Source organism: Serratia sp. AXJ-M (assembly GCF_046531865.1).
Taxonomy (GTDB): Bacteria; Pseudomonadota; Gammaproteobacteria; order Enterobacterales; family Enterobacteriaceae; genus Serratia; species Serratia liquefaciens.
Genome location: NZ_CP059395.1, coordinates 165,955 through 178,854 on the forward strand (window position 1 = coordinate 165,955; position 12,900 = coordinate 178,854).

Here is a 12,900-nt window from a genome sequence, read left to right on the forward strand (position 1 = left end):
CAGAAATGTCACAAGTCGTAAATGCAGTTACTTCCTCAACGAAAACAAAACGCCAGTACAGGAAGGGTGATCCTTTATCGCTGGCGGAAAAAAAACGGTTATCTGTTTCAAGAAAGAAAGAAACTCATAAAGAGCTTAATGTTTTTATCCAAAAAGTACATAAGGAAGACCTTCGCCAACTCTGTGAAGAAGCTGGGGTAACTCAGGCAAAGATGATCGAAATTTGGATAGAACGCGAGATTGCTAGGAAGAGTGTCACATTACATCAAGGTGACTGAGTTACTTTCTTGAATATCCTGAAGATGGATGCTAGATTGCTGATCGATTAAGAATTTTTTGGCTGGCCACGCCGTAAGGTGGTAAGGAATGGGTTCTGAGGTAGTTTGAGCTGAATCCAAGAAAGCAAAAACCCCGATAATCTTCTCATTTCTTGGCGGGAACGAAAGATTAACGGGGCTCACTCAAAACTGTATAGAAGCGTTGCTCTATGCAGGGAGTATAGTTTTATGCCTTTTAAAGGTCAACTCCTCCTGTGCAACTTAAGTGCAGGGAGTGGTGGATAACCGCTCAACTATCCAACAAGCGACATCAGCTCGTTCCCGGGGCTGCTACGTCAGCAATCCTTTTCCCTCCTATCAGCCCCCGAAGGCTGGTGCGAACAAACCTGCCCTTATCCGGGCGTTGGTAACTGCTGCCCGTGAAAATCAGCCTGCCAGACATGAAGCCTGGTACACCACACCACGCGTCCAGCAGAAAAGCGGACTGACGCGGCCGGTCTTTAAACGTATGAATGAACACCGGGCCAGAGCGATCAATGCGCTGATGGTGGCGATGTCCGATCGTCTGAATATTGTGACCGGCAAGGTTGAGGCCAGCGTTGAACAGCTTTCCGACTGGTGTGGGTTGTCGACCGGTAGTGGCGACAAGAAAAGTATCTCACGTGCCAGCCGGGCGATAACCACGCTGGAAGAATTGGGTGCCCTCGCTTGTGAACGTGCCTGGGATGAAGCCAGCCGCTCCCACATTCCCAAAATCATCTGGGTAACCGAGCTGTTCTTTGTCCTGATCGGTTACGAGCTGGGCAAGTATCAGGCGGCGCAGAATCAGCAGTTGGCGTGGATGAATCAAGGGCTGTTCAAGCAGGGCGAAGCCCCGATAACTCTATCAGAGGCCCGCCGGCGTGCCAAGGAGCAGCATATCAAACGGGCCTTTGAACACCGGGCGCGTCACCGTTCCTTCAAACAACAGCGGCGGCAAGCGCAAAAACTGCTGCAGATGGAGCGCCAGCAGGCGCGCACTGAGATCCTTAACGGTCTGATAAAGATGTACAGCAAGGATGAGCTGGAGGCCATGGGCCACCTGGCGCTAAAGCGGCAGGTTGATCAGCGCTATCATGCCCTGCGCAAACTGGCCACGTCAGCCCCACCAGATACACCATAACCCCCTCTCTTTTGCCCGGCTTTCCGCCCTCCCGCCATTGATGCGCTTGATTGCGTAGGCCTCGGCACGCCCACTATTTCTGAATTGACTCTTAGGTGCCATTTTTCTGCGAGCCAGTCCGTCAAACCTACGACAAGTTCAAGGTTCTGGCCGGGCGTTGCGAGTTTTCCACAGATAGATGCAAATACTTTATGAAGACAAATGCCTGCTAAGAATTACATGCAAAGTAACTGTAACTTCATTAAGACCTAAAAAGACCTTACAAGAGCTCTGCTCTGTGGATAATGCCTTCACTTGCAGCGGGTAAACCCGCGCCGTTCAGAAACGGCGCAAGCGCCTTAAAAGTAGCTCCCGCCAACGGCGGGCAAAAATCACGCGACTAACTCATACACCTAAATCCGTTGTCGCTGAGAGAAATGTTGCGGTAAGTGTTGTTAACACGCTCGTAAGCGCCCGTAAACGGGCACCAACGCGGAGATACGCCCCGTCTGCGGCTTACGCCTTGTCGGGACCACTCCGACCGCGTAATTACCCTCCCACATCGCTGTTACTGGGTTGGCTCTCCAGGGCGAGGGATGGGATAGGCAAAACCTATCTGGACTGGGCGGCTACGCCGCGCGAACGGCGACCCTCATCATCAACGTTATCTATAGCCATATTTGTCGCCTTCATGCGCTAACGCGCATTGAACCCAAAACTTACGATTTCATGCCAGTTAGCCAGAACCGCCGAAATTTCCGATGCCTTGCCTGGGGTTCTAAACGGGAACTCGCCAAAATTTTTCCTGGTGTGAAAAACAATATTATAAATGTATAATATGACAAAATGGCATATTATGGCGAATGGGTGAACGATGACGGGATTCGAATTGAAACTTTGGCGGACGGGGCTTGACTGGACGCAGGAGCGAGCGGCGGAGGAGTTTGGTATCTCGATGCGTACCTATATCCGTTATGAGCAGAGTAAGCCGCCTAGGGCGATTGTGTTGGCTATCCAGGCATTGTCCCTGGTGGCCATGCTACCGGACATTGAGACTCTGCCGGTTGAGACTCTACGCCAGCGGATAAGAACACTGGCGGGCGACAGCCTCACAGGCTAAAGAGACAAATGTCGCATTTTGCAGCTTCGCCCCATAGAGCCAAATAAGTTGTCGCCGGAAGTGAAAAATGAAGCGGAATTTTCGGGGGTTCCGGCATAGACGTCATTTTCTATGCATCTGGATTTTTGCCTGTAAATCCATGAGCCGATCGGCAATTCGTGTCAGCCCCGCATGAACGTAGTCACGCTGCATGGGGGTGACGTTCTCATCGGCATTTAGCACTTTCCTGAAGTCTTCTACGCATTCCTGCCATAACCTGAACGACTGGCCCAGCCGGATTATTTGTTCATCAAACACCGACAGGGCATGGCCCTGATAAGCGAGGTATCCCCGTTCCAGGGTTGCGGCCGTGGTGAGTATCTGTTCCATGGTGTGTTTATGGGCTGCAGAAAATTCAGGCATGCCGTCATAAGATCGGGATGACTTCTGGCTCTCCTGCTCGAACGCGGTTTCCATGATGAGGGCGTAACGGTAAAACCCCGGATATTCCTGGGTTAATGCCATCAGTTCTTTATCCGTGGTGCCGGTCCAAATCTGATGCAGTTCAGGGGTATAGCCCATCATGCGGTTGATAACCTGGTGCGGCGCCGTGACGCCTTGCGCGTCCAACTGCTGCATATGCTGATCCATTTTTGCCGCCATTCGGCGAAAATTGGCCATTGTCATCGGTGTTTCCTTTTTACCGGTTTGGCAGGGAGCAATGCTACGCGGGCTCCAGCGCGACCGTATGGTGATCTGGGGTGCTGTCGACGAGCCTCGCGTTCAGGCCATATTCCGTCATGATACGAATAAAGGTGACGGTGTCACCAATAATGCGAAAGGGTACGGGGTGCAGGTGCCGTCCGTCCTGGGTAAAGGCCGCATTCAGCGCCGTTTTTTCGACGTAGAAGCCGTTGTTAAGCGACGGCGTCAGGGTAACTCCGGATTTCCACTCCCGTGCATCCATCACGTAATTGTCCCAACCCTGGTCTTTCAGCGTTTCTGAGGCGTAGGTAAGTCGGAACAGATCGGATTGTGCGGCCAGATTGCCACTGCAGGAGCGCCACAGGTAGTCCAGGTGCTGACGCAGTTTTCCGGCCGGCCCATGCTTACGCCCGCGTTCGAGTAGCCAGCTGATGTCGACGGCGACGCTTTTGGGGAATCGTTTCTGCTTTTGGGCAGTGGCCAGCCAGCGAATAAGAAACAGATTTTCGGCATAGGGCGTGCCGGCGATACCATCCTGACGCGCCAGCCCCAGCGCCGCCAGGGCGCAGAACGCGAGATGGCTGAGCGTTGAAGTGGTGTTTTCTGTGGTAACGGATTCGGTCTTGTCTGACAACGTCTACCCTACTTGTTTTGGTGAATGCTTGATTCAGTGTAACTGGCAAGAAGCAGGGTGACCAGTCGCTCATTTGCCACTGTAATGAATACTTATGTAATACATGAGTATTTCAGTTTATACCTCATATCAAGCAGTATCACGCCATATCAGGTTTATTCGGTTGCAATAACGTATGAGGTCACTATAATATGGTCAAGGATGCAGCAGACTGGTTTATCCAGACATCCCGCTACCAACGCAAGTTGGTCAGGCCAAGTCCGGTAAAGGCGCTTCTGAATACCAGAGTTCTCTCTGGCGAAACCCACCTTAAGGTGGGTTTTGTTATTTCAGGGGTGTGGTAACGGCTTGCCGGCCAAAAGCTTGCTGGCGATAACAAAGAAACCCACCTTCCCTCCCCCTGGCTTGGCATCAACCGCATAGGCGCTGGTCACGTGTATTCGGAGTTTCTTCCGTTCCCGGAACGCCTTGAAGGGGACGTGGTAATAGCAGCGCTCGCCCTCGTCATTCAATGCCTCGATCACCGCATAGCTGCCATAGTGCATATTCTGGCCAACGTGAACCCCCATTCTGGCGGAACGTGAACGCAGTTTCTGGTTTTACGTGAACGCGTATTCCGGCGGAAAATACCTCGATTTTGCACCATGACCAGAATCACTGTTCATTTTGCCAGAATCGGTGTTCACCCGACCGGAATTGCCGTTCACGTCGCCAGAACCATTCTTAACGCATTGATTTTTGATGCTATATCTATCCCTTTCATTCCAGGGGGTGATATATGCCAAACAAGAGAATCGCAATGCGTAAAATCCATGAAATTTTAAGGCTGCGTTTTGAAGTCGGCCTGTCCTTCCGCCAGATAAGCCAGTGCGCTGATGTCAGCACGGGCGCCATCCAGAAAATGCTCAAACGTCTTGAGGCCTCAGGGATCTCCTGGCCACTCCCTGAGGGGATGTCAGAGCCCCGACTTGCCAGTCTGCTATATCCTGAGTCTGACAGCCGTCCTGGCGCGCTGGAGGATCCTGACTGGGCTGAAATCCATATGGAGCTGCGTAAAAAAGGTGTCACTCGCCACCTTCTGTGGGAGGAATACTGCCAGCGGATGCCCGTCCGGGCGTACAGCTACTCGCAGTTCTGCTGCCGCTACCAGGCCTGGTGCCAGTCACAGAAACGCTCCATGCGCCAGCAGCATCTCGCCGGTGAAAAATGCTTTATCGACTACTGTGGACCCACGGTGCCGGTTATCTCACCTGAGACGGGTGAATGCCGGCAGGCGCAGATCTTCGTGGCGGTATTGGGCGCATCAAACTACACCTTCGCGGAGGCTACCTATACGCAAGCGCTACCAGACTGGCTTCTCAGCCACGTCAGGATGCTGGAGTTCTTCGGTGGTGTCCCCGAAATACTGGTTCCGGATAACCTGAAAAGCGGGGTTAGCAAAGCCTGTCGTTACGATCCTGAACTGAATCCCTCCTACCAGCAGTTGGCGGAGCATTATCAGGTTGCGGTGATACCGGCCCGGCCCAGAAAACCCAGAGACAAGCCGAAGGCGGAAGTTGGCGTTCAGATCGTCGAGCGCTGGATCCTGGCCCGGCTACGGCACCAGGTCTTCTTCTCGCTCGCCGAACTGAACCACTGTATCCGTACGCTGGTAACCGAACTCAACGAACGGCCCTTCAAAAAACTACCGGGCAACCGCCGGGAAGCCTTCGAAAGGCTGGACAGCCCCGCGCTCAGACCGTTACCGGTACAGCCGTGGCGCTACAGGCACATCAAAAAAGCGAAAGTGAATATCGATTATCACGTTGAATATGAACAGCATCATTACTCAGTACCCCATCAGCACGTCGGTAAAATGGTGGAGCTTCATGCCTTCGACAACCTGCTTGAAGTCTGGTCTGACGGACAGATGATCGCCAGTCACCCACGTCGCCTTCATCCGGGTAACAGTACCGCTGCAGAGCACATGCCAGAACGCCATCGCCACCATCAGCAATGGACGCCAGAGCGGCTCAAAAGCTGGGCGGCCGGTGTGGGCTCCGACACCCTCGCGTGGGTCAGCGGACGTCTGGCAGAAAAAGCGCATCCTGAACAGGCCTATCGCCTGTGTCTGGGGCTGCTGAGTCTGACGCGCGAGTATCCTTCAGAGCGCGTCAACAACAGCTGCCGGCTGGCTAACGCTGAGGGGCTGACCCGGCTGAAGCAGATAAAGTCGATCCTGAAGAATAACCGCGACCTGGTTCCAGCGGACAAAGATCTGCATCCGTCCCAGGAGCTTCCTCAGGAACATGAAAACATCCGTGGCCCACGCCACTTCCACTGAAACAGGGAACCCGATAATGCCACACACGCTGATGAAACAGCTGACAGAAATGAAACTGACGGGAATGGCGGCGGCGCTGTCCTCACAGATGGAGCAACCCGGCACTTACGAAGAGCTCTCCTTCAGGGAAAGACTGGCGTTGCTGGTCACGCGCGAATCTCTCGAAAGGGATCAACGTAAACAGAAACGTCTGCTACAAAAAGCCCGGCTAAGGCTTGAAGCCTCGGTCCACGACATCGACTACCAGCCAGCGAGAAACCTGGAGCGTTCGCGGATCGCTCAGCTAAGCCAGAACGAATGGGTGGTCAGGGGGCAGAACCTGCTGATAACCGGCCCCTGCGGCTGCGGCAAAACTTATGTGGGCTGTGCTCTGGGCAACAACGCCTGCCAGCAGGGTTACAGCGTGCAGTACTGGCGACTGAGCCGGTTGCTGGTAGAGCTGACGCACAGCCGCGCAGACGGTAGTTACCGGAAGCAGCTGACTCAACTGTCAAAAACGCAACTGCTTATCCTGGATGACTGGGGTCTTGAGCCGCTACTGCCAGCGCAGCGTAACGATCTGCTGGAACTGATGGATGACAGATACGGAAAGAACGCCACGGTGATGATAAGCCAGTTGCCAACGGATGAGTGGTACGGTTGCGTTGGTGATAACACACTGGCAGACGCGATCCTTGATCGTCTGATGCATAACTCCCACCGGCTGGAAATGAAAGGTGAGTCGATGAGAAAACGACTGGCACAGGTTGACTGAAAGTGAACGGTCGGTGTAATAAGAAGAAGTTAGGGCGCGTTAGGAAATAACGCGTTCACGTTCCCCCGGAATAACCGTTCAACTTCGCCAGAATACACACCATAGCCGGCATGGATAATTCGCTGGCGATCCAACGACAGTATCATGTCTTTAAGGTAGCGTTGCGCCAGGCCGTAACGGTTTTTGCAGGGGTCAGTTTGGATATCGAAAATTATTGTACTATAAGGACTTCCCCGGCATGTCAACGCCGGTGGTTACGGTTTCTGTCTGCACAACAGTTAAAAATAAAGGGGAGAGACTGCGGTACTATAAACGGCCATGATGAATCGCTATCGATTCGGACCCTGATGAAAGACGCTCGTGAGGCTCTCGTTCGGTAAACGGATAAGTATATCCTGTACAATAATCAGATATACCTCACGGGGTCTAACCCTTTATCATCAACGAGTTGCAGGTCAGATGGTTATACTGCTGCTTCGTGCTTTAACTGGCCGAGTACAACCTGAAATCATCACCGTAATGCAATGATGCCCAGCACAGCCTTGCGTTTTTGGCAGCGATGGCGACAACGGCACGCCAGTATCCTCTTCGCTCAATTAGCGAGCAAACCCAACGACTGAATGAGTCAGTCCTTTTTTCAGCACCAATCAGAACCGAACGGGCACCCTGAACCAGTAGCGTTCGCAGATACGAATCGCCCGCTTTCGTTATCCTGCCAAGCTTTGATTTTCCGCCACTGCTGTACTGCGATGGCGTAAGTCCGAGCCAGGCTGCGAGTTGGCGCCCATTCTTGAAATCATGCGCATTACCGATACTGGCGACCAGCGCACATGCCGTTGTAGGGCCAATCCCTTTCAGCTCCATCAACCTCTGACTGCGGTGATCAGCTTTGGCCATACGAGACAGGATCCGATCGTATTCAGCGATGTTATCTTCAATGCGATTAATGTGTTCCAGCAAATCATCAATGCATTGCTGAACCTGAAGCGGCAAGGAGTTCTTCTGTTCAGACACGATGTGGCGCAGGGCATCTGTACTCTGTGGAGCGATGATGCCAAATTCAGATATTAAGCCTCTTAATCGGTTATATGTTGCTGTTTTCTCTTCGATAAAGCCTTGCCGGGTACGGTGAAGGCATTGCATCGCCTGCTGGCTCTCATCCTTCACGGGCACAAACCGCATATGCGGGCGACGGACGGCTTCACAGATAGCCTGAGCATCAGCTGCATCATTTTTTCCTGATTTACCAGCCATGCGATAAGGAGAAACAAACTTTGCCGCCATCAGACGGGGTTCATGACCATACTGCCGGAACAGTCTTGCCCAGTAATGAGCACCGGAGCATGCTTCCATCCCGATAACACAAGGAGGTAAACCTGCAATCAGCTCAAGAAGTGCAGCACGTGATACTTTGGGTTTAACCAGAACAGTTCTGCCATTTTGGTCAACACAGTGAACAGCGAACACATTTTTAGCAAGATCGATACCGACAGTAGTGATGGTCATAACGAATCCCTCTGGGCTATGTTTACCCCATGATTGCACAGTATTTAACCAGGTGCATATCCAGGGGAAGTCCCTTCCATTCGTTAAGGTTATTTTTTGTACCTCTGAGCTATGGTAAAGCTTGACCACTTTGACAGGCAGCTTTGAGCGATCAACAGAAGTTCGTAATTGTTCTCACCGGCGACAGGATTGTGTAGTACTAAAATGACTAAGTGTTTATCAATGTGAGCAGAGCAAAATGACTATCATCATAAAAAATGGGAAAAATTCAAATACACTTGCGACCGACTGGTCGGTCGTATATCATTTCATTTTTACTCACTGGAATGATTTTTAATGCAACACTCATTTTTAAGGTTGTCGCTATCACTGGCCTTAATCACGATATTGGGGCCTTCAGCGATTGATATGTATCTGGCATCGCTGCCGGATATGGCAAAAGAACTCAATGCTTCCGTCACGCAAATTCAATTAACTTTGACAGTTTTTCTGCTGGCAATGGGATTAGGGCAGCTCGTTTCAGGACCAGTTATCGATGCAGTTGGCCGCCGCAAGCCCTTGTTAGCAGCTATTTTTCTATTTATCGTGTGCTCAATCTGGGCATCCTGGTCAGAGAGTATTACCATGTTACTTTATGCGCGATTCTTCCAGGGATTAGCGGCATCTATGACATTGGTCGTGGCAATCTCTACTGTCCGTGATCTAACTTCAGGGACAGAAGCTGCAAAGCTTTTTGCCTTACTGATGACAATAGAAGGGCTGGCTCCGGTGCTGGCACCGGCGGTTGGCGGCTATGTAGATGCACATGCGGGCTGGGCTGCGGTCATGTTGGTGCTGGCATTAATGGGATTAATTGCGTTCATCAACACCTGGTTTTCGCTGCCGGAAAGCTTGCCCGCAGAAAAACGTTTACCGCTTAAACCCGCTCTGGTGTTGAAAACATATGGACGTCTGCTCACAGATCGTGACTTCATGTTACCTGCAATGTCGCTTTCCGCAGCCTTTTTCTTTCTGTTTATCTACATAGGTGGTGCATCGATTGTGTATCAGTCACACTATGCCCTCTCTCCTGACACATTTGGTCTGGTGTTTGGCGGCACCGGTATGGCAGTGTTAATTGGAGCAATCAGCGCGGGGAAATGGGTGACGCACAGAGGTGTTCCGAAGGTAGCACTGCATGGCGTGCTGGCTATGGCGATTGGCGCGATGATTGCTGGTTTATCAGGCACCAGTGGTCTGGGATTGCCTTTTGTAGTGGCAGGCATGTTTGTTGCAATGTTTGGTTTAGGTGTGGCGGAAGCGACACTCATGTCCATGACCATGTCTACCCAGAAAACTGCCCTCGGTTCTGCTGCCGCGGTGCTGGGTGCCTTGCAGTTGGTGCTTTCAGCGGCAGCAACGCCAGTTGCAGGTTTCCTGTCAGAGCGGGGTAGTGCTTACTGGCTTGGCTTCCTTGTACTGTTTGGCATTGTGGTAGTGCTGCTCACTGTGATGAGCATTCGCTGGGCAAAAAGTGATGTAGAATACGGTTCCGCTCATTAATTCAAAGGGAAACACTTTCATATGGCAATCTCGTCTGCTGCGCAAAAAATATCCGATGCAGCTGTGTTACATTTCGCAGAAAAGGGTTTTGATGCTGGCTCACTGAACGCCGTTGCAGAAATGGCCGGAATTAAAAAAGCGACCATATATTCCCATTTCAAAAATAAAGACGAGCTGTTTATTTATGTCTTTGAAGAAGCCATCGCCGTAGAAAGTGTTTTCGCATTGCAGTGTTTTTCCCGTGATAGACATGTCGGAGAATGTTATCTCGCGCAGGTAACGCAGCGTTATCAAAATTCTGGCCATCTGCGTCTACTGCTTCGCACTGCATTCATTCCACCAGAAGGAGTGCGTGAGCAGGTTGCTTCGGGTTATGAGAAATTTCTTGCTCAACTGAAATCGAAATTCCTGGCTGGATTAGTCGATAAAGATGATAAAGATATGAGCATGCTGGCCGAGGCTTATTTAGGTATCGTCGACAGTGTGCACGTTGAGTTGCTTTATGCCACACCAGTCGCGGCGGAAATAAGACGAAGATCATTGTGGAAACTATTATCAGAAGCAATGTAAGTCACTTTTTCGTCGGCAGGATTGACGCATTGTTGATCATCTTCAGGCAGCCTAATAATATATTTGCTTTCTTGCAAGGTTATTACTGGATTAAATCCTTACTTCGATTATTACCTTTGGTTAGCAATGGAATACTTGGCGGAACGAACATTATGTCCGCTTCTGGCACACCGCGGACTTTACTTACATAGGGGGTCTACGCCGGAACCGCCGAAATTTCCGCCCTAGCATTTTTAGTGATCTTTGGGAAAGTCAATGACACCATCAGTAGCACCCTGCACCAAACGTTACATCCATTTTTGGGATTCTAAGCGAGAACCCGCCAACATTTTGTCATTGTGTATAAACCAAAGTCGGTAAATTTAACCATATGCTGATTAATCAACCACATCAGCTCGTAACAGGCGTGTAGCGTACATCCCCCCGGAAAGTCCCACCTAGTATCTAAAGAGTTATCTTTATCAATATATAAACTTTTAAAAACTGGTGAGACTCACCTGTAGCCAAAAGTCGCATTAAAATGTTCCTCAAAGCGAATACAATACAAATATTCACTAGAGCAAATATATTTTAGCTATTTGAAAACTACATTTCACCAATATTAATTATTCCCTTAGTGGCCCGTCTTTCTTCTTCATCTCAACGATCTTATCCCACTGATTTAAGACAGCCTTACATTGAATACATCCTATTTTTTCTGCTTTTAAATAGTACTCTTTGGACTTTATAAAGTCTTGCTCAACACCTTTCCCCAAGAGATATAATGTACCTAACTCTTGATAGCCCATATAGTCTCCATTTATACCGGCCTCAAGATACAATTTAACCCCAGAGTTATAATCACCATTGCTAACATTTATAGCCGCAAGGTTAATCATCGAATCTGTATAGTGGGAATCTTTACGAGCAATAGAAATTTTATATCTTTCTGCTGCTAGGGCCGTGTGTCGATTTTTATGATGGTATATTACCGCAAGCATCCAGTTAGCATCAGAGTTACCATCATCTGCAAGCTTTACCAATTTTTTAAAACTTGCCTCATTATTTGGCATTGTCACCGACAAGTTTGCCAAAAAATCTTTCCTATGTTTGTAAACAACTTCGGGAATCATTAACCCTCCTTCACGGTTAACTTCAGCAAAGCAGAAATGAGTAATGCTTATTAATAACAGAACCATTATCTTCAACATGCAACCTCCCTTATTCAATAACACCAACATCATTAACCCCAACTATATCGACCGTGTTAATTTTGTTAACATTAAAAACAATGTCAGAAATCACGGTTGTTGTACCGTTATCCCATGACACACTACCTTCAAGCCAGTGGTTGTTACCATTAGAATCATTGTGATTTTTTTGATAATACTCCAAGTTTATTTCGGAGATGCCAGAGGAAGAAAGAGAAATAAACTCCCCTTGTTCTGTTGCGCCGTTGACATTTTTATCAATCCAGAGCAATAGTGAATCCCACACATTGTCGAGTTCATTGATAACTCCGTCTGAATTAATGTCATGCTCTTTTAACGCTTCAAAACCATTTGAGGCATTGCCGCCCGAGGAAAGAAGTGTGTTATTACCGAATAATTCATTGCCGTTATTTATCTTGCCGTCTCCATTTTTATCTAAAGCAAGAAAAGCATTATTAGCGCCTATCCACCCAGTACTTTCCGCCACTCCATCGTTATTATGGTCAAAACAAATTAACCCGTCATTTGCTAAAGTGTTAATTCCTTCTCCTGTTAAGTCAATTACCAGTGGTGTTTCTGTTTCCTGTTGTTCCGTAATGTAATCATTAATTGCTTCTATAATCGCGTTAGGTGACATCCCCTGTAACTCGTTTATGAAATCAATATTATGCTTGTCATTATCATAGTGCGTAATTGAAATTACAGAATTAACAAATGAAATGCAATTATTCGAAACCAAGTTGTAATTTGGTGAGAAGTTTCCAAAGTCACCCATTTTCAGACCAGATATATAATTGGATATATTGTTGACAACGCTTTGAGAATAAAGTGGAAAAGTAATGCTCGTTGTCTTGGCATGGTCATAACCAATCGAGTCTCTAAATGTTAAGTTTTCTACTCCCCCCGTTGTTTTAGTGTCTCCCAGCCCCCACCCTATCGATTGTCCCTGAAACTCTATCCAAACATGACCAAACATAGAATTTGAAACTTTTTGATTCTCATTTGTATATTGAGTTCCCGATGGAGCCATTTTTATTGTCAATGTATCAATGTGCTGACCTTTTAATCTCGCACTGTCGTTTTTATCCACTAACCCAAAGTCTTTCCCTACATTAGTATTGTCCATCCCTTTTCCCTATATTAAGTGCGGCTATAACC

13 protein-coding genes are annotated in these 12,900 nt (G+C 49.0%); 7 read left to right on the forward strand and 6 right to left on the reverse strand.

Annotation, left to right across the window (positions count from 1 at the left end; all coding sequences use genetic code 11):
* The first annotated feature begins 5 nt into the window (after nt 1–5).
* From H0S68_RS25430 to H0S68_RS25440, 3 genes are all read left to right on the forward strand, one after another.
* Nucleotides 6–278 carry a replication regulatory protein RepA gene (locus H0S68_RS25430; RefSeq protein ID WP_179253577.1) on the forward strand — a complete coding sequence of 91 codons (273 nt, stop codon included), beginning with the start codon at nt 6–8 and terminating at the stop codon, nt 276–278.
* A 277-nt stretch (nt 279–555) separates the two neighbouring features.
* Entirely contained in the window at nt 556–1,440 is an 885-nt protein-coding gene (gene repA / locus H0S68_RS25435) for a plasmid replication initiator RepA (protein ID WP_410529509.1), read from the forward strand.
* An 853-nt stretch (nt 1,441–2,293) separates the two neighbouring features.
* Nucleotides 2,294–2,539: a helix-turn-helix domain-containing protein gene (locus H0S68_RS25440; protein WP_410529510.1), complete on the forward strand. Its 246-nt coding sequence runs from the start codon at nt 2,294–2,296 to the stop codon at nt 2,537–2,539.
* Nucleotides 2,540–2,641: 102 nt separating this feature from the next.
* Here H0S68_RS25440 and H0S68_RS25445 read toward each other — a convergent pair whose 3' ends face one another.
* The 3 genes from H0S68_RS25445 to H0S68_RS25455 all read right to left on the reverse strand — a co-directional run bounded on the left by H0S68_RS25445 (nt 2,642) and on the right by H0S68_RS25455 (nt 4,402).
* A complete protein-coding gene (locus H0S68_RS25445; protein ID WP_410529511.1) occupies nt 2,642–3,157 on the reverse strand; it encodes a transposase in 516 nt (171 codons plus the stop codon).
* 85 nt (nt 3,158–3,242) lie between these two features.
* Entirely contained in the window at nt 3,243–3,857 is a 615-nt protein-coding gene (locus tag H0S68_RS25450) for a DUF2913 family protein (protein WP_410529512.1), read from the reverse strand.
* Nucleotides 3,858–4,186: 329 nt separating this feature from the next.
* Nucleotides 4,187–4,402, reverse strand: a complete 216-nt coding sequence (locus tag H0S68_RS25455; protein ID WP_410529513.1) for a heat-shock protein — start codon at nt 4,400–4,402, stop codon at nt 4,187–4,189.
* A gap of 233 nt (nt 4,403–4,635) precedes the next feature.
* On the opposite strand from H0S68_RS25455, the gene istA reads away from it, so the two are divergent.
* Nucleotides 4,636–6,180 (forward strand): IS21 family transposase, encoded by a 1,545-nt coding sequence (istA, locus tag H0S68_RS25460; RefSeq protein ID WP_410529514.1) that lies wholly within the window; start codon nt 4,636–4,638, stop codon nt 6,178–6,180.
* 13 nt (nt 6,181–6,193) lie between these two features.
* Nucleotides 6,194–6,934 (forward strand): IS21-like element helper ATPase IstB, encoded by a 741-nt coding sequence (gene istB / locus H0S68_RS25465; protein ID WP_410529636.1) that lies wholly within the window; start codon nt 6,194–6,196, stop codon nt 6,932–6,934.
* A gap of 483 nt (nt 6,935–7,417) precedes the next feature.
* Here istB and H0S68_RS25470 read toward each other — a convergent pair whose 3' ends face one another.
* On the reverse strand, nt 7,418–8,440 hold the full coding sequence (locus H0S68_RS25470; protein WP_410529515.1) for an IS110 family transposase: 1,023 nt from the start codon (nt 8,438–8,440) through the stop codon (nt 7,418–7,420).
* 336 nt (nt 8,441–8,776) lie between these two features.
* On the opposite strand from H0S68_RS25470, the gene H0S68_RS25475 reads away from it, so the two are divergent.
* Together H0S68_RS25475 and H0S68_RS25480 are read left to right on the forward strand one after the other, a co-directional pair.
* The gene (locus tag H0S68_RS25475) at nt 8,777–9,982 is read left to right on the forward strand and encodes a multidrug effflux MFS transporter (protein ID WP_410529516.1); all 1,206 of its coding nucleotides are present in this window, start codon (nt 8,777–8,779) and stop codon (nt 9,980–9,982) included.
* A gap of 21 nt (nt 9,983–10,003) precedes the next feature.
* Nucleotides 10,004–10,552: a TetR/AcrR family transcriptional regulator gene (locus H0S68_RS25480; protein ID WP_410529517.1), complete on the forward strand. Its 549-nt coding sequence runs from the start codon at nt 10,004–10,006 to the stop codon at nt 10,550–10,552.
* Nucleotides 10,553–11,157: 605 nt separating this feature from the next.
* Here H0S68_RS25480 and H0S68_RS25485 read toward each other — a convergent pair.
* Together H0S68_RS25485 and H0S68_RS25490 are read right to left on the reverse strand one after the other, a co-directional pair.
* A complete protein-coding gene (locus tag H0S68_RS25485) occupies nt 11,158–11,742 on the reverse strand; it encodes a tetratricopeptide repeat protein (RefSeq protein ID WP_410529518.1) in 585 nt (194 codons plus the stop codon).
* 10 nt (nt 11,743–11,752) lie between these two features.
* Complete coding sequence (locus H0S68_RS25490) at nt 11,753–12,868, reverse strand: hypothetical protein (RefSeq protein WP_410529519.1); 1,116 nt, start codon at nt 12,866–12,868, stop codon at nt 11,753–11,755.
* Nucleotides 12,869–12,900: the final 32 nt, after the last annotated feature.

Coding starts and splice junctions, on each gene's coding strand:
- H0S68_RS25430 (WP_179253577.1), top strand. CDS start 6: ATGTCACAAGTCGTAAATGCAGTTACTTCCTCAACGAAAACAAAACGC.
- H0S68_RS25440 (WP_410529510.1), top strand. CDS start 2,294: ATGACGGGATTCGAATTGAAACTTTGGCGGACGGGGCTTGACTGGACG.
- H0S68_RS25445 (WP_410529511.1), bottom strand. CDS start 3,157: ATGCAGCAGTTGGACGCGCAAGGCGTCACGGCGCCGCACCAGGTTATC.
- H0S68_RS25455 (WP_410529513.1), bottom strand. CDS start 4,402: ATGCACTATGGCAGCTATGCGGTGATCGAGGCATTGAATGACGAGGGC.
- istA (WP_410529514.1), top strand. CDS start 4,636: ATGCCAAACAAGAGAATCGCAATGCGTAAAATCCATGAAATTTTAAGG.
- H0S68_RS25470 (WP_410529515.1), bottom strand. CDS start 8,440: ATGACCATCACTACTGTCGGTATCGATCTTGCTAAAAATGTGTTCGCT.
- H0S68_RS25475 (WP_410529516.1), top strand. CDS start 8,777: ATGCAACACTCATTTTTAAGGTTGTCGCTATCACTGGCCTTAATCACG.
- H0S68_RS25480 (WP_410529517.1), top strand. CDS start 10,004: ATGGCAATCTCGTCTGCTGCGCAAAAAATATCCGATGCAGCTGTGTTA.
- H0S68_RS25485 (WP_410529518.1), bottom strand. CDS start 11,742: ATGTTGAAGATAATGGTTCTGTTATTAATAAGCATTACTCATTTCTGC.
- H0S68_RS25490 (WP_410529519.1), bottom strand. CDS start 12,868: ATGGACAATACTAATGTAGGGAAAGACTTTGGGTTAGTGGATAAAAAC.